The sequence below is a fragment of the Amycolatopsis echigonensis genome, from assembly GCF_014174495.1.
GTDB classification, from domain to species: Bacteria; Actinomycetota; Actinomycetes; order Mycobacteriales; family Pseudonocardiaceae; genus Amycolatopsis; species Amycolatopsis echigonensis.
The window spans coordinates 23,390-40,007 of sequence record NZ_JACJHR010000015.1; the positions used below are offsets into that span (position 1 = coordinate 23,390).

12 protein-coding genes are annotated in these 16,618 nt (G+C 69.6%); 6 read left to right on the forward strand and 6 right to left on the reverse strand.

Features of this window, described 5'->3' with window-relative positions; all coding sequences use genetic code 11:
- Positions 1 to 79: 79 nt before the first annotated feature.
- Entirely contained in the window at positions 80 to 202 is a 123-nt protein-coding gene (locus tag H5411_RS48420) for a hypothetical protein (RefSeq protein WP_281377202.1), read from the forward strand.
- Between the two features lie 264 nt (positions 203 to 466).
- On the opposite strand, the gene H5411_RS13065 is transcribed toward H5411_RS48420, so the two are convergent.
- The gene (locus tag H5411_RS13065) at positions 467 to 1,444 is read right to left on the reverse strand and encodes a GlxA family transcriptional regulator (RefSeq protein ID WP_183123894.1); all 978 of its coding nucleotides are present in this window, start codon (positions 1,442 to 1,444) and stop codon (positions 467 to 469) included.
- A 101-nt stretch (positions 1,445 to 1,545) separates the two neighbouring features.
- On the opposite strand from H5411_RS13065, the gene H5411_RS13070 reads away from it, so the two are divergent.
- Entirely contained in the window at positions 1,546 to 2,136 is a 591-nt protein-coding gene (locus H5411_RS13070) for a cysteine hydrolase family protein (RefSeq protein ID WP_183123895.1), read from the forward strand.
- Positions 2,137 to 2,199: 63 nt separating this feature from the next.
- On the opposite strand, the gene H5411_RS13075 is transcribed toward H5411_RS13070, so the two are convergent.
- Both H5411_RS13075 and ychF read right to left on the reverse strand, forming a co-directional pair.
- Positions 2,200 to 3,144, reverse strand: a complete 945-nt coding sequence (locus H5411_RS13075; protein WP_183123896.1) for an alpha/beta hydrolase — start codon at positions 3,142 to 3,144, stop codon at positions 2,200 to 2,202.
- A gap of 466 nt (positions 3,145 to 3,610) precedes the next feature.
- Positions 3,611 to 4,693 carry a redox-regulated ATPase YchF gene (gene ychF, locus H5411_RS13080; RefSeq protein ID WP_101437783.1) on the reverse strand — a complete coding sequence of 361 codons (1,083 nt, stop codon included), beginning with the start codon at positions 4,691 to 4,693 and terminating at the stop codon, positions 3,611 to 3,613.
- Positions 4,694 to 4,807: 114 nt separating this feature from the next.
- Between ychF and H5411_RS13085 the strand changes: the two genes are divergently transcribed.
- The gene (locus tag H5411_RS13085; RefSeq protein WP_183123897.1) at positions 4,808 to 6,217 is read left to right on the forward strand and encodes a DNA-3-methyladenine glycosylase 2 family protein; all 1,410 of its coding nucleotides are present in this window, start codon (positions 4,808 to 4,810) and stop codon (positions 6,215 to 6,217) included.
- An 11-nt stretch (positions 6,218 to 6,228) separates the two neighbouring features.
- Positions 6,229 to 6,732 (forward strand): methylated-DNA--[protein]-cysteine S-methyltransferase, encoded by a 504-nt coding sequence (locus H5411_RS13090; RefSeq protein ID WP_101437781.1) that lies wholly within the window; start codon positions 6,229 to 6,231, stop codon positions 6,730 to 6,732.
- Positions 6,733 to 7,632: 900 nt separating this feature from the next.
- On the opposite strand, the gene H5411_RS13095 is transcribed toward H5411_RS13090, so the two are convergent.
- Together H5411_RS13095 and H5411_RS13100 are read right to left on the reverse strand one after the other, a co-directional pair.
- Entirely contained in the window at positions 7,633 to 10,596 is a 2,964-nt protein-coding gene (locus H5411_RS13095) for an AAA family ATPase (RefSeq protein WP_183123898.1), read from the reverse strand.
- Positions 10,593 to 11,747 carry an exonuclease SbcCD subunit D gene (locus H5411_RS13100; protein ID WP_183123899.1) on the reverse strand — a complete coding sequence of 385 codons (1,155 nt, stop codon included), beginning with the start codon at positions 11,745 to 11,747 and terminating at the stop codon, positions 10,593 to 10,595. The genes H5411_RS13095 and H5411_RS13100 overlap by 4 nt, the downstream gene beginning before the upstream one ends.
- Before the next feature lie 230 nt (positions 11,748 to 11,977).
- Here H5411_RS13100 and rmuC point away from each other — a divergent pair, with 230 nt between their 5' ends.
- Entirely contained in the window at positions 11,978 to 12,892 is a 915-nt protein-coding gene (gene rmuC, locus H5411_RS13105; protein ID WP_101437778.1) for a DNA recombination protein RmuC, read from the forward strand.
- Positions 12,893 to 14,299: 1,407 nt separating this feature from the next.
- Positions 14,300 to 15,202 carry a DUF6542 domain-containing protein gene (locus tag H5411_RS13110; protein ID WP_167442005.1) on the forward strand — a complete coding sequence of 301 codons (903 nt, stop codon included), beginning with the start codon at positions 14,300 to 14,302 and terminating at the stop codon, positions 15,200 to 15,202.
- A 306-nt stretch (positions 15,203 to 15,508) separates the two neighbouring features.
- On the opposite strand, the gene H5411_RS13115 is transcribed toward H5411_RS13110, so the two are convergent.
- The gene (locus tag H5411_RS13115; protein ID WP_167442004.1) at positions 15,509 to 16,519 is read right to left on the reverse strand and encodes a 4-hydroxy-3-methylbut-2-enyl diphosphate reductase; all 1,011 of its coding nucleotides are present in this window, start codon (positions 16,517 to 16,519) and stop codon (positions 15,509 to 15,511) included.
- Between the last annotated feature and the right edge of the window lie 99 nt (positions 16,520 to 16,618).

Sequence of the window (16,618 nt, forward strand, 5' to 3'; positions counted from 1 at the left end):
TCGCGCCCACTGTCGTCCTCCTGTCGATGGTGGTGCTCGGCCTGCTCGGCTGAGCCGTTACGGCAGCGGGAACATCCGGATGAACCAGAACATGGCGATCCCGATGGTCCCGATCGCGATCGACGCGCAGCCGATCACCCCGGACCCGGTCGCCCCCTCGGGGACTGATTCGGCCGGGTTCTCGGGGTTCACCGCCACCTGAAGCGTCGCCCCTTCACGAGGCGAGCTGTCACTCACGGTTTCGGAAGCGCCGCGATCTTGCGCCGCCGGGCTTTCCTCAGCTGCACCACGACGGTCGCCGCGAAGGCGATCATGAACGCCACGGAGCCGACGGGAGCGTCCCGTCCTCGACCTGGCTGAGATCGGCGCCGTCCGCCATCAAGGCCGCCAGGTGGCAGGTGTAGCTCAGCACGTCGTCGCGGTAGCTCCAGGGCGGCGCGGCCCGGCAAGGAATATTCCGCTGCCACTAACCGATCCGGAACCGCTCTCGGTATTCGTTAGGCGTCGTGTTCAGAGTCCGCCGAAAAGACCGGTTCAGCGTCGAAACGGTGCCGAATCCGCATGCCCCGGCGATCCGCGACAACGTCTCGTCAGTCGTCTCCAGCCGATGCCGCGCCGCCTCGACCCGCGCGTGCTCGACGTAGGCGGCGGGCGTCATCCCCAACTCCGCCTTGAACACCCGCGTGATCTGCCGATCCGTCACGTGCGCATGCGCGGCGAGATCGGACACCGTCAGCGGATCGGACAGATGAGCCGCGATGTACTGCCGCAGCTCGTCCACCCGCCGGGTCGCGGACGCGGGCTCCAGTGACACGCTGAACTGGCTCTGCCCGCCCGGCCGCCGCAGGAACATCACCAGCTGACGAGCCACCCGCGAAGCCAATTTCGGGCCGAAATCGTCGGCCACCAAGGCCAGCGCGAGATCGAGGCAAGCACTCAGCCCGGCACCGGTCCACACGGAACCGTCGCGGATGAAAATCGGGTCCGCGTCGACAGTCACCGCTGGATGCTCCGCAGCAAGCTGCCGGGCGGTCGACCAGTGCGTAGTGGCGCGTTTGCCGTCGAGCAGCCCCGCCGCCGCGAGGATGTGCGCGCCGACGCAAACGGACGCCACCCGGCGCGTCCGCCCGGCCAGGCGGCGGACCTCCTCGACCACCGCCGGGTCGCATCGGGCGATGACCTTCCCGTTCTCTCCGGTGGTCACCGCGCCGGGCACGATCAGGGTGTCGATCGCCTTCCGGGACAGCTCTGCGAAGGTCACGTCCGGCACGACGCGCACCCCGGCCGAGGTGGTCACCGGCTCCAGCGTCTCCGCCGCGAGCACCACCTCGTAGCCGGTCGGGCGGCTCATTTCCCGCTGCAGCAAGGAAAACACCTCAGCGGGACCGGTCACGTCGAGCAGGTCGATCTGGTCGAACAGGACGACGACCAGCAGCCTCTTCATCGCACTCCCGTGTCGGTTTCTGCGCTTCGCATGTCATTGCCGACATCCGACGCCGAGTCTAGCGTCGGTCGTGCGGAACGGAAACGAGAGGAAACCCCACTATGGCAAGGAAAACGCTGCGGGAGCTAAGCGGTCTCGACCAGACCCCGGCGACGCTGGCCGACGCGACGCTGATCCTGGTCGACTACCAGAACACCTACACCCGCGGCGTGATGGAGCTGGAAGGCTGGCGGCCGGCGCTGACCGCGGCGAAACAGTTGCTCGCCAAGGCCCGCGCCGCCGGAGCGAAGGTGATCCATGTCGCCCACGACAGCGGCGAGGGCACGCCGTACGACATCCGAGCCGAAATCGGCGGCATCCACCCGGACGTCGCTCCGATCGAGGGCGAGCCGGTCGTCGTCAAGAGCGCACCGAACTCGTTTGTGAACACCGACCTAGGCGAGCAGGTCGACGCAGCTGGGCACAAAAACGTGGTGATCGCCGGGTTCATGACCAACATGTGCGTCACGTTCACCACCGAGGGCGCGTTCCTGCGCGGCAACCACCCGACCGTCGTCGCCGACGCCTGCGCCACGCGGCCGTTGCCGACTCCGGCCGGGGAAGTGAGCGCTGACCAACTGCACGCCAGCGCGCTGGCGACCATCGGCGATCTGTACGGCGTGGTCGTTCCCAGCGTCACCGAACTGAGCTGAACACTGGCCTCGGCAGGACCGCCGTCCTGCCGAGGCGATGGTCGACTCGTTCGGAACTGCGGGTCAGAGCTTGTCGTTGAAGAAGGGAACGATCGTCTTCAACGCCTCGCCCGCCCCGTTCGGACGGTCGTACAGGTCGTAGTGCGAAGCACCGTCGATCTCAAGGAGAGTCTTGTCGGCGGACGCGGCCCGCTCGTAGATCTCGTGGCCGTCGCGGTAAGCACCGAACGCGCCCTGCTTGTCCTTGTCGCCGATCACGATCAGCAGCGGCTGGTCGAGCAGTTCTTCGGCCAGGTAGAACGCGTCCCAGCCCAGCACCGCCGTGCCGTGCGCGGCCTCGAACAGGACGCAGCCGTGCTCCGCCTGGCCGCGATCGGTGCGGTAGTACTCGAAGGCCTCGATGATGTCGATGTCTCCGGTCTGCTTCGCGGCCTCAGCCGTATCAGGCAGGAAGCCGTTGACCGCGCTCTGCTCGCCGCGCGCCTCCGCGGTGCGCTGCTGGCCGATCGTGCTGAGCGCCTGGATGACGCCGCCGTTCTGACCCGCCATCTCTCGCTGGAGCCGTCCGAAGTTGGCACCGGTGACGGACGCCACGACCTTGAAGCGCTTCTCGGTCTTCGCTGCCGCGAGGGTGTACCCGCCGCCGCCGCAAATCCCGAGCACGCCGATCCGGTCGGCGTCGACGTACGGAAGGGTCACGAGGTAATCGACGACGCGGCTGAAGTCCTGGACACGCTGGGCAGGGTCCTCGAGGAACCGCGGTTCGCCGCCGCTCGCGCCCTGGAAGCTGGCGTCGAACGCGATGACCACGTTTCCGGCCTCCGCGAGAGCGGGGGCGTAGACGTTGCCGGAGGTCTGCTCCTTGCAGCTGCCGATCGGATGCGCCACGACGATCGCGGGATAGGTCTTGGACTCGTCGAAGCCCGGCGGAAAGTGCAGATCCGCCGCGATGTCCCAGTACATGTCGCGATTGCGGAACTTGACGTGCTCGACGGTGCCGGTGGCCATGAAGCCTCCTCAGTCAGGCCCGGGGCGTTTCCCCGGTCTGCCTTCCACAGTCGTTCAAGGCGCGAAGGGGTACCAGTTCGGGTTCTTTCCTAGGAAGGATCCTTCCCAGGAAAGAACCTGCGCGGCGGCGGGGCTCAAACGTTGAAGCGGAAGGCCCGGCCTCCCAGCCGGGACACTCACAATCGACCGCGCAGGCTTCGACCTGGTCAATTCGTCTGAAATGATCTTCGCGCAGGCAGCAGCCGTACTGAAAACCGCCGTGGCCGCGCAGCTTTCGGGCCGGGATGCCGACGCCGCGGCCAGGTCGCTCGTCAGCACCTGGTGAGTCCGGGCAGTGCCAGAAACCGCGAAAGCGTGCTGGCGCTCACGGCGGGGCTCCATCCCGTCGGAGGCCCCGGTTGCCGACCTGAAGTCATGCCTGCTCGGTTATGCGTGCCGGAAGCGACAGCTACGCCTTTTGGTGAGGCTAGACGTTGAAGCGGAACTCCACGACGTCACCGTCCGCCATCACGTAGTCCTTGCCCTCCATGCGGACCTTGCCCGCCGAGCGCGCGGCCGCCATCGAGCCCGCCTCGACGAGGTCTTCGAACGACACGACCTCGGCCTTGATGAAGCCGCGCTCGAAGTCCGTGTGGATCACGCCGGCGGCCTGCGGGGCGGTCGCGCCCTGCGGGATCGTCCAGGCGCGCGATTCCTTCGGGCCGGCCGTGAGGTACGTCTGCAGGCCGAGCGTGTGGAAACCGGCGCGGGCCAGCGCGTGCAGGCCCGGTTCCATCTGGCCGACGGACTCCAGCAGCTCGCGGACGGACTCCTCGTCGTCCAGCTCCAGCAGTTCGGCTTCGACCTTGGCGTCGAGGAACACCGCGTCCGCCGGCGCGACGAGCTTCGCCAGCTCCTCGCGGCGCGCCTCGTCGGTGAGCACGGCCTCGTCGGCGTTGAAGACGTACAGGAACGGCTTCGTGGTGAGCAGGCTCAGTTCGCGCAGCGCCTCGCCGTCGACGTCCTTCTGCGCCTGGAACAGCGTGCGCCCGGAGTCGAGGATTTCCTTGGCCTTCTGGGCGTTTTCGAGCGCCGGCCGCGCTTCCTTCTTGGTGCGCGCCTCTTTCTCGAGCCGCGGCAGCGCCTTCTCGAGCGTCTGCAGGTCGGCGAGGATCAGCTCGGTGTTGATCGTCTCGATGTCGGACATCGGGTCGATCCGGCCGTCGACGTGCACCACGTCCGGGTCGTCGAACACGCGGATGACCTGGCAGATCGCGTTGGCCTCGCGGATGTTCGCGAGGAACTTGTTGCCGAGCCCGGCCCCCTCGGAAGCGCCCTTCACGATGCCCGCGATGTCCACAAAGGACACCACGGCGGGCACGATCTTCTCGGACGAGAAGACCTCGGCCAGCTTGTCCAGCCGCGGGTCCGGCAGCGGCACGACGCCGACGTTGGGCTCGATCGTGGCGAACGGGTAGTTCGCGGCGAGCACGTCGTTGCGCGTCAGCGCGTTGAACAGGGTGGACTTGCCGACGTTGGGCAGGCCGACGATACCGAGGGTGAGACTCACGGCCGGTAAGTCTACGTGCTGCGCGCGGGCCCCCGCCGACCCGGTGAGCGCGGCCGCAACGTCGTGTCGGTTTTCCGCCAGTCAGGGCTCTCACCTGCTGGCATGATCGACGGCATGGCTACCTCGACCATCCCGATCTGGCGTGACACCGAGCGCTGCTACCGCGCGGTGACCGCCCGCGACCAGCGGTTCGACGGCCAGTTCATCATGGCGGTGCGCACCACGGGCATCTACTGCCGCCCGTCCTGCCCGGCGCTCACGCCGAAGGCGCAGAACGTCCGTTTCTATCCCACTTCGGCCGCCGCGCAGGCCGGTGGTTTCCGCGCGTGCCGCCGCTGCCTGCCGGACGCGGTCCCGGGTTCGCCGGATTGGAACGTGCGCGCCGACCTGGCCGCCCGCGCGATGCGGCTGATTTCGGACGGCCTGGTCGAGCGCGAGGGTGTGCCCGGCTTGGCCCGTCAGCTCGGCTACTCGGAACGCCAGCTCGGCCGCGTGTTGACGGCCGAGCTGGGCGCGGGGCCCATCCGCCTCGCCCGAGCCCATCGCGCCCACTCGGCGCGGTTGCTGATCGAGATGTCGCAACTGCAGCTCACGGACGTCGCGTTCGCAGCCGGGTTCTCCAGCATCCGCCAGTTCAACGAGACGATCCGCGAGGTGTTCGCGACAACCCCGTCACAGCTGCGCGCGGCGAGCCTGCGCCGCGGAAACCGCAGCGAACCCACCGGCGCGACGCGGCTCAGCCTCCGCCTGCCGTTCCGTGCCCCGTTCGACGCCGCGGGCGTGCTGAACTACCACGCCTCCCGGGCGCTGCCGGGCATCGAAGCCGTCTCGGACGATGGCTACGGCCGCACCTTGCGGCTGCCCCACGGCCCGGGCTCGGTGTGGGTCAGCCCGCGCGCTGGCTACGTGCAGTGCGACCTGGCCCTTTCGGATCTGCGTGACCTGAGCAGCGCCGTCAGCCGAGTGCGGCGGCTGTCGGACCTGGACGCCGACCCGGAAGCCGTCTCACGCGTGCTCTCCGCCGATTCGGCGCTGGCCCCGCTGGTCGCCGCCACTCCGGGCATCCGCGTACCGGGCGCCGTTGACGGCCCGGAAGTTCTGCTCCGCGCCCTGCTGGGCGAGGACGTGGCCGACGTCGTCGAACTTGGCGAGCCAGTCCCGCCCGCCGACCCACCCATGGACGCCCTGACGACCCTGTTCCCGAGCCCGTCAGCCATCGCCGAGGCCGACGTGAAGCCGCTGGTCAAGGAGGTCGCCGCCGCGATCGTCGCCGGTGAACTAGACCTGCACGTGGGCCGGGACGCCGACGAGTTGCGCGCCGAAATGCTCGCGGCCGGCGTCGATTCCGGCACCGCCGACTACGTCGTGATGCGCCTGCTCAGCGCCCCCGACGTCCTGTTGACCGGCGACCCAGCCGTCCGCCGCGGAGCGGCCGAGCTGGGCATCGACCTGGCGACGTCCGCGCGCGACTGGCAGCCGTGGAGTTCTTACGCCAGCCGCTATCTCAGTTCCCGAACCGCTTGAGGAGACTTTCCGTGCCCACCGCCTTCTGGTCCACTTTGGACACCAAGATCGGCCCGTTCACCGCAGTCGCAACCGGCGACGGTGCCGTACTGGCCTCCGGCTGGACGGGCGACGTCGCCGAGCTGACGCCGCTCATCTCGCCGTCCCTAGCCCCGACGACCCTCACCGAACGCCGCGACCTGGGCCCGGTAACCGCCGCGATCCGCCGCTACCACGGCGGCGACCTCGACGCCGTGGCCGACATCGAGGTACGGCAACGATCCGGCCCCTTCCGCGAGCACGCGTGGGAGATGCTGCGCAAGGTCCCCGCCGGAAGCCCAGTGAGCTACGCGGAGTACGCCGCCCTCTCCGGCAACCCCTCCGCAGTCCGCGCGGCAGCGACCGCCTGCGCCCGCAACGCGGCTGCCCTGTTCGTGCCCTGCCACCGAGTCGTGCGGACCGGCGGAGCGATCGGCAACTTCCGCTGGGGCGTGGACGCGAAGCGGTGGCTTCTGCACCACGAAGAATCCGCCTGACGGTTCACACGAGGCCGGGGGCGGCTGAGGTCGTTGGAGTTGGCTCGAGCCGGGTCGCGGTTGACTCGGGCCAGCTCGCAGTTGGCTCGGGCCGCGTTGCGGCTGACTAGGGCCAGGTTGCGGTTCGCTCGGGCCGCGTCGCGGCTGACTAGGGCCAGGTTGCGGTTCGCTCGGGCCGCGTCGCGGTTGGCTCCGGCCAGGTCGCAGTTCGCTCGGGCCGGGTCACGGCTGGCTTGGGCCACGTTGCGGCTGACTCGGGCCAGGTAGCAGTTCGCTCGAGCCGGGTCACGATTGGCTCGGACGGCGTCGCGGGTCGGCTCGGGCCGCGTTGTGGTTGGCTTCGCCCGCGTTCGCCCGCGGGCGAACGCGGTCAAGGTGGCGGCGCGGAGCCGCCGCGCGTGGCGGAGTTTGCTGGCCGATCGCGCCTGACGGCCGTCTGTTCCCGCCGACAGCGCTGCTCGGCCCACCTCGGCTACGACCGCCGACAGCGCCCGGCTCGGCCCACGACCGCTACAGCAGCCGACCACAGCCCACCACCGCCACGGCAGCCACAGCCCGCCACCGGCACGGCAGCCGACCACAGCCCGCCATCGACGGCACCCGGCTCGGCCACAGCAGCCAGCTCGGCCCACCACCGCAGCGGCCACCCAACGACTGCACCAACTGCCCACCACTGACAGCGCCCGACTCGGGCACCACCGCAGCAACCGCCAGCCGCAGCGCTCAGCCCGCTCACCGGCCAACCACATCCAGCCAGCCGCTCACCGGCCAACCACATCCCGGCTAGCCCTGCCGCGAGCACCGCAATGCGACTGTCGTCGCGAGCCGCCCGGCCAGGCCATCAGCAACCCGGCGAAGGAGCCGCAGCCGTCAACACGGCGCAGGAGCATCCTGCTCTCGTCAGGCCATCTGCAGCTCCACTTTCGACCCGGTGCGGGACTTCCGCACCCGCAGGCGCGTGGGGATGCGCTGGCGGAGCTCCTCGACGTGCGACACCAGGCCCACCACGCGGCCACCAGCACGGAGTTCGTCGAGGATGTTCATCACCACGTCCAGCGTCTCGGCGTCCAGCGTGCCGAAACCCTCGTCCACGAAAAGGGTGTCGAGCAGCGCACCGCCGGTTTCGCCTGCCACCACGTCGGCCAGGCCCAGCGCGAGCGACAGCGACGCGAGGAACGACTCGCCGCCCGACAGCGTTTTCGCTGGGCGCACCGTGCCGGAGTAGTCGTCCAGCACGTCGAGGCCGAGGCCGCCCCTGGTACCACGCGCACCGGCCGCGTCCGAGTGCACGAACGAGTAGCGGCCCTGGCTCATGGTCCGCAGCCGTGCGGTCGCCGCGAGCGCGACCTCCTCCAGCCGAGCAGCCAGGACGTACGAGCGCAACGACATCTTCCGTGAGTTCTGCCCCCGCCCGTTGACCACTTCGGACAGTGCCCGAAGTTCGGCGTACTCCTCCTCCAGCGGACGCAGCTCCGACAGCGCTGTGCTCAACCGCCCAGCCAGCTTCACCAGTTCGCGGTGTTGCGCCGAAACCGCTTGCAGCGCGGCAAAAGCGGTGTCCGCACGAGCCCGCGTCTCCATCGCTCGCTCGGCCAGCGGCGCGACGTCCACCGTGTCGTCCGGCGAGATCCCGAACAGTTCCGGTTGCGCGAGCATCTCCCGCGCACCGGCGGCCATGGCTTCCGCCTCAGCGAGGCCCTGTTCGAGCTTCGTGACCTGCTCATCGGTCCGGACCGCGGCGCGCATTTCTTCGAGGGTCGAGAACCCCTTGGCGTGCAACGAGATTTCCACCAGATCCCGTTGCTCCGCGAGCCGGGCCTCCGCTCCGGACACCGCGGTGTGCGCCTCCGCCGCCAAGTCGAGCGCACCAGCAAGCGTGAGCAAATGCTGTCGCCGGACGGGAACGTCCGGGAATTCTCCCCTGCCTGCGACCAGCCGCTGCTCGCGCTCGGCCATCCGCACGTCCAACGCCCGGATCTCGGCGTTCGCCTCGGTGACCGTCTGCTCAGCGAGGCGCTGCTGTCCGGCCAACTGCTCGGCGCTGCGCTCCAGTTCAGCGACCTTCGCGTTCAGTTGATCCTTGCGCTGCGCCTTTTCGGAGAGTTCCGCGACGACCGCACGGGCTTCGGTCAGCGCGGTCGCGATCTCCTCCGCGGTGCGTCCGTCCAACCGTTCGCGCAAGGAGACAACCCGCGCCTTGGCCTCCTCCAACGCCGACACCACGCGCTGACGCAACGCCGACGCCTTCTGCTCGGCCTCTTCGGCAGCGCGTTCCTCATCCGCATCCACCAGAGGCGCGTCATGGTTCGCCAGTACCGGATGTTCGGCCGACCCGCACACCGGGCACGGCGCTCCCTCGGCCAAGCCAGCAGCCAACTCTGCTGCCATTCCGTCGAGACGCCGTTCGCGGAGATCGAGCCGACGCTGCCGAGCCGCCTGGTGCTCGTCGACCACTTCGCGCAGCTTCGCTTCGCCGCGCGCGACCTTGGCTTCAGCCGGCGGCAACTCCTCGGCCGCACGAGTGAGCGCCGTCAGCTCTTCGACGCGAGACCTCGCACCGTCCAGCTTCGCCGCCGCTTCGCCAGCCACTGTCGCTTCGGTACGCGCAGCGGAAATCAGACCGGGCAACTCCGCCAATCGCTCCGCGAGCCCGGCAACCTGCTCGGCGGCCTTCTCCGCGACTTTCTGCCGCTCCGCACGGCGTTGTTCGTCGCTCTTCTGCTGGTCGGCCTCCGCCGCCAACTCGGCGAGAGCGCCAGCCTCCTCGCGGACGGAACCCGCGCGCTCGCGAAGGTCGGCGACGGCGAGGCCGACCGCGTCGAAACCGAGGTCGGCGAGGTCTCGGATCCGGTCCGCCACCAGCACCTGCGCATCACCGAGTTCGGCCGTGCGCCGGTCCATCAGCTCGGCCTCAGGAACCACCGCGGCAGCGCGCCGAGCCGCCGCGATCTCTTCCGTCCACTCAGCACGTTCGGCCGTCTGCTCGGCGACCTGCGTCAGCCGGGTGTGCGCGGTGCGGACCCGGCGGATCTTTTCCGCGTCCTCCTCCGCCTCGCGCAAAGCGACCTCAGCGGCCTTCGCCGCCGAACGTGCTTGCGCCGCCTCGGTTTCCACTGCCTCGGCCCGGGTAGCGACCTCGGCCAGCACAGCCTCGACCCATTCCGGCTGTCCTTCCTCCGGCGGTTCCTGCTGCGCTTCCTGGGCGTAGCGGGCGAGCAGCTCGCGGACCTCCTGCTGCCGCTTTTCCAGCGCCCGGCCGCGTTCCGCGCGAAGGTCCGCGAACCAGCGTTCGACGTCGGAGAACCGCTCGGTGCCGAAAAGCCGTTCCAGCAGCTTCTCGCGCTCCGTGGTGTCGCTGCGGAGGAACTTCGCGAACTCTCCTTGCGGCAGCAGCACGACCTGGAAGAACTGCGCCGCCGTCATGCCCAGCAGTCGCTCGACGGTGCGCGCCACCTCGTCGATGCGGATGCTCCCGTCGGCCGGCAGCCCGGCGGGCGGTTCGCCGACCCAGGTCAGTGAAACCCGGGCCTGCTGCGTGGTGAATCCGTCGCCGCGTTTCTTCGGCCGCTGGTACTCCGGGCTGCGCACGATCCGCAGCCGCTGACCCTGCACGGTCAGCTCCAGCACTACCTCGGTTTGCCGATCGCGCTCGGCGAGATCGCACCGCAACCGCTTGACGTCGCCGCGCGCGCCCGGCACCACGCCGAACAACGCGAACGCGATCGCGTCGAGCAGCGTGGTTTTGCCCGCGCCGGTGTCGCCGTGGAGAAGGAAGAGACCGTCGGCGCCAAGGGCGTCGAAGTCCACCACCTCCCGCCCCGCATAGGGGCCGAAGGCTTCTACCTCCAGCAGATGCAGTCTCACGGCTTCTCCACCGCCGCCCGGTTCGCTGCTTCGAGCGCCAGGTGCACGAGCCGCTCCTCGCGTTCAGTCGGCGGAGCGCCGCGGCAGTCGTCGAGGAAACTGCGCGCGATCTCGATGTCACTGCGCCCGCGCACTGCTTCGGCATACTTCAGTTCGGTGCCGGCGACCCCGCCATCGGGTCGCCAATCCATGTGCACCGCGTAGGGAAAACGGCCCTGCAGCAACCGCATCGCATCGATCGGGCGCACTCGATCAGTGACGGTGATCGAGAGGAAATGCTCGCGCCATTGCTCATGCTCCGGGTCCTCGAGCAAGGCGGCGAGCTCGCCGGAGAGCGTCGCGAGCGGACGCGGCACCGGCAGCTCGTGCCGGCGGACCTCGGCCAGGCCGGTGGCGTCGAGATCCACGAACCATACCGATTTCCGTTGCCGCGCTTCGGAAAACGAGTACGCCAGCGGACTTCCGGAATACCGGAGGTGGTCCGCGAGCGTCTGCGGTCCGTGCAAATGCCCGAGCGCCACATAGTCCACGCCGTCGAAGACCGAGCCGGGAACCTGCTCGACGCCGCCGACCGCGATGGTGCGCTCCGATTCGCTGGCCTCGCCGCCGGTGACGAAAGCGTGCGCCAGCACTACGGATCGAGTTCCTGGACGAGTGACCAAATCGTCCCGCACCCGCCGCATCGCCTCGCCGAGCACACCGGTGTGGCCGCGCGCCTGCGGCACGCCCAATGCGTGCCGCGACGGCTCGGGTTCGAGATACGGGATACCGTAGAACGCGACCTCGCCGTGTTCGTCGTGCAGCACAACAGGTTCCGCGATGCCTTCGACGGTCGCGCGGACGTGCAGCCCGCCCGCCGCCGCGAATTCGGCGAACGCGCCCAGCCGCGCGGCCGAATCGTGGTTGCCCGGCGTGACCACGAGTTCCGCGCCGGCCCGGCGGATGCGGGTCATCGCGGCCGTGGCGACGCGGACAGCTTCGGCGGACGGCACCGCTCGGTCGTAGATGTCACCGGCCACCACCACGACGTCGACCGACTCGCGGTCGACGAGTTCGGCGATGTGCGTGAGGGCGGCCTCCTGTTCGGTGAGCAGATCGGCGCCGTGGAACGTGCGGCCGACGTGCCAGTCAGACGTATGGAGGACTCTCACGGCGACCACGTTAGGAGCAGACCCTGACGAAATCCCGGAGGCACGCCGGTACCCCACTCGAACGTGTGTACGAAGCCGATCCAGGTCCACTGCGGACACGCCCAGCCTCGGATCTGGAAAGTCGCAGGTCAGCTACGCAGCGCGACCGCGGGTGCCGGTTTTTGTCAGTGCGGTCCGCCATGATGTCTCGCGTCCGGACACCCGCCGGACCCGACGGAGAGGAGGACCGGGTGGAGACGGTGATCACCACCGCGGCCGTCGTGCTCGCGCTGCTCCTGTGCGTCGCGGTAGTCGCACTGTGGCGGCTGTACAACGACGGAATGCGCCGCGCCGACGCGGCCGCGCGGCTCGTGGCGGCGGAGCGCGCGAAAGGCGACCAGCAGCAGCTCGCGCTGCGCCGGTACGAGGTGGCGTTCGCGTCGATCCACGGCCGCGGCGAACTCGGCGAGCAGGTGCTCGTGGAAACCGCGCGCGCACTCGGACTGCGGGAGGGACTGCACTTCACCCTGCAGACCGATCTGGGCGGCGGCGGGAGCGCCAAGCCCGACCTGGTGCTGAATGTCGGCGGCGGCCGGGCAGTTCCGGTCGACGCGAAGGCGAGCATGGCCATCTGGGCGGAGGCGGTCGAGACCGACGACCCGGAGGAACGGCTCGACGCGCTGCGCGTCCACGTCCGGCAGCTGCGCTCCCGCGCGGCGGAGCTGGCGGGCAAGGGCTACCAGCGCTGGGCGGACGCGATTTACGGCACCATCATGTTCATCCCGTCCGACGCTGCCGTGGTCGCCGCTCTCGACACCGATCCCGAACTGCTGCGCTGGCTGATCGACCGTCGCGTCTTCCTGTGCGGCCCAACGGGATTCGGGGTACTCGCGTCGGCTGCGCTGTTCGCCGCCAGCGACCGGGCGCTCGTCGAGGACGTCGAGCAAGTGCGCGCGGGCGCCGCCGCCGCGCACCGCGCCGCGGGCAATGCGGTCGAGGCGCTGAATCTGTCCACGACGCACCTGCAGCGCTTCGTCTCGGCCCGTCGTCGGGAACTCGAGGCACTGGAGTCGTTCCGTGCGACAGTCGCGCCGCTCACCGACGCGTCGGGCAGTCCGGCACCGGTGCCGCAGCTTCGGAAGGGAGACGAGGTGGCAGCTGGTTGAGGGAGCGGTGCGATGGCCGCAGGCTCGACAGTCGCGATCGGACGATCGACGCCTGCTTTCGCGGGACGGGTCTGGCAGCGTCGCTTGCGGGCGTCGGGATGACGGCCTCAGGTTCGCTGGATGCGAGCTGATGCTTGGAGCCTGGCAGGGCTTTGGGGTCGAGCGGAGTTCGGTCAGGCGGGGTGGTGACGCGACGCCAGCGCTGTGTGGCGGGCCTTGGGTGTGGCGGCACGGTCCGACGGTATGAGACTGCGACACGGATCCGATGACACAGTCCCGGCGGGCACGGCCCGGCGGAACGAGCGCGGAAGCGCGAACTGGCGGAGCGAGTCTCAGCGGCGCGATCCCGTGGCGTAGGTCTCAGCGGGTGCGATGTGGTGCATCCAGGCTGGGCGGCGCGGCCCGGCGGTCGTGAGCTCCGACAGGGCGGTGCCCGACGGCGTGAGCCTTGGCAGCCTGACCTGACGGAGCAAGCTGAGCGGCACGGCCCGGCGGCGTGAGCCTCGCCAGCGCCTACCGGCGGGGTGAGCCTCGCCAACGCGGCCCGGTGGGGCGAGCATTGGCGGCGCAGTCTGACGGGGGCGAACGTCGGCGGCACAGCCTGGCGGGGCGAACGTCGGCGGCACAGCCTGGCGGGGCGAACGTCGGCGGCACAGCCTGGCGGGGCGAGCGCGGTCGGCTCGGTCCGGCGGGGCGTGAGCTGGCAGCCGGATCGGCAGAGCGTCCCAGCGACGTCTGGCACGGCTGCCCTGACGACTTGCCTACGGAGTGCGGTCTCGCACGGGCGTTTGCCGGGAGCGGTAGCGCACCGCAGCGAGGCGGCAGGCGTCGAACGTCCGCTGAGCGCCGTCCCGATGAGCGGCGAGCCGCGAGAGTGTGTCGGCAGGCAAGGCGGGGCCGCGGTCCGCGTGATCACGTCCTCCGCCGTCGGCAGCTTTCGGCGGTGGCGCGCGTCGAGCGAGCGCGCGCCGGAGTCCGGATTGCCCGGAACCAACGGCGGAGTCCAGGTTGGACACTGCCGCCCGGGCGGGCGAAAGGGCAGGGTTCCGACGTCGCACGGGCAGGGTCTGAACGCTCAGGCGGCTCACGGGAACGTCAATTCCTGGTCAAGTTCCGGAACGGCGAATGTTCCGGAACGGGACCGGCGATGCCGCCGTTGCCGTTGTCGGCTGGTGGCCTAGCCTGGGGTCAGCGCAGGGCCGGGAAACGGGCAGCCAGACCATACCGTCGGTATCACCGCTGGTCAGAGGTCTGGTCCACTGGTTCCCCGTCCGGCGGAGCGGGGCGGACAGGCCGTACCGCGGGTACCGCTCGACCGTACGAAATGTCATGCGGTCGAGTGGCTGCTTCGTGCTGTCCTCGGCAGTGCCAACAAGATCGTGACAAGTACGGGCTACGGTGTGCCTCGTGACCGCGATACGCGATCGCCAGAGCGATCCTGATGCCGATGACGCCCCCGTGCCGTGGGACGAGCGTCTCGTCGTCGGCACGAGGCGCGGCCTGCCCTGGTGGGCGGCCGTGCTCGTGGGCTTCGGCTTGGCAGTGCTCGGCGCCATCATCGACGAGAAGTCCTCCGGCAGCCTCGGTTTTGTTTTCAAGGCCGGCTACTTCCTCGGGGCCGTGATCGCGGTCGGTGCGGTGCAAAGACGCGGGCTGTTCGGTCCGATGGTGCAGCCGCCGCTGGTGCTCGCCGTCACCGTGCCGGGCGTCGTGCTGCTGACCGGCGGGGGTTCGGAGGCCAGCGACACTCTGTCGAAGCTGCTCAACATCGGCACGCCGCTGATCAAGGGCTTCCCGACGATGGCGGTCACCACCGGCGTCACGCTGCTCTTCGGCTTCTTCCGGATCTACCGCGAACGCGACCCGGACGCTCCCGTCAAGATCAAGGACGGCAAGGTCCCGCGCGGCCGGAACGAGGACGACGACAAAGCCAGCCGTCCGCGCTCGCGTCCGCCTGCCGGTCGCACCGGGCAGTCCGGTCAGACGCCGCCTCCGGGCAACCGTCGCCGTCCGCCTCGGGACCGGGATCTCGACGCTCCGCCGCCGCGCCGTCCGCGTCCGCCTGCCGACCCGGGTGCCCGTCCGCGGCGCGAGCCGTTGGATCCGAACGCTCCGCGCGGTGGCCGCAAGCCGCCTCCGGAGGGTCGTCGTCCCCGGCCGCCGGAAGGCGATCCGCGCCGTCGTGATCCGCGGGGCGACGCACCGCCGCCGCGTCGTCGGCCGCGCGGGGACGAGCCGCCGCCCGGACGTCCGCGTCCGCCTCGCCGGGAACCGCCCCGCCGCCAGCGTCCTTGGGAAGACGAAGGCTGACCGAGCGCACAAGGCAGGCACTCCGCAGGCAAACGAAAAGGCCGCCGATCCCCTCACCGGGGTCGGCGGCCTTTTCGTTGTGGCTAAAGGGATTCCCAGCGCCGTGGCTGCTCAGTGGACAAGCTTCACGCGGAGTTGCCAGGCATGACGGGTCCCGAAGCAAAGATCAGCTCTCGACTAATCGGTACAGCGGCAAAGCGCACCGCGCGCCCGGCCGAACATCGCAGCACCAAACGAAAGCCCGCCGATCCGAACTCCCTCGCCAGAAATCACCGCGAGGAGAGACATGCGGAAGACAACCTGCCCTCAGGACTCCGGCTTAACAGCCTTCCGAAGCTCCTTAGGCAACGCGAACGCGATCTTCTCGTTCGCCGTGGTCACCTCGTCCACCTGCCCGTACCCGCGCTCGGCCAGCCACTTCAGCAGGTCCATCACCAGCACGTCCGGCACGGAGGCACCCGACGTGACCCCGACCGTCGACACGCCCTCCAGCCACGCCTCGTCGACCTCGGACGCGAAGTCGATCAGGTGCGAAGCCGACGCGCCAGCCTTCAACGCGACCTCTACCAGCCGCTTCGAGTTCGACGAGTTCTTCGAGCCGACGACCAGCACCAGGTCGCACTCCGGGGCCATCGCCTTGACCGCGACCTGGCGGTTGGTGGTGGCGTAACAGATGTCGTCGCTGGGCGGGTCGGCCAAGGTCGGGAAGCGGTCGCGCAGCTGGTCGACGCGTTCCATCGTCTCGTCCACCGACAGCGTCGTCTGCGACAGCCAGATCACCTTCGACGGATCGCGCACGTCGACCTTGTCGACGTCCTCGGGCTTGTCGACCAGCTGCACCTTCTCCGGAGCCTCACCGGCCGTGCCCTCGACCTCCTCGTGGCCTTCGTGGCCGATGAGGAGGATGTCGTAGTCGTCCTTCGCGAACCGGTTGACCTCTTTGTGCACCTTGGTGACCAACGGGCAGGTCGCGTCGATGGTGCGCAGGTTCCGCTCCGCGGCCTCGGCGTGCACCGCGGGCGAGACGCCGTGCGCGGAGAACACCACGAGCGCGCCCTCGGGCACCTCGGAGGTCTCGTCGACGAAAATCACACCGCGTTCGCGCAGGGTGTCGACGACATGCCGGTTGTGCACGATTTCCTTGCGCACGTACACCGGCGGCCCGTACAGCTCGAGCGCCTTCTCGACGGCGACGACAGCGCGGTCAACGCCGGCGCAGTAACCGCGCGGCTTCGCGAGCAGCACGCGTTTGGCGGCGCCGGACCGGGTGATCGTCGGGGTACCGGCGGGTTCGGTTCCGGGACTCGCAGAAGTCATGCCTCCAGGGTACGGGCAGTGCCGATCCGGGGTTGAAGTCCTCGTTCGGATGACCGCCGCGGCCATTCAGGCTGTGCCGGGCGTCACGTCCGGTGCCTC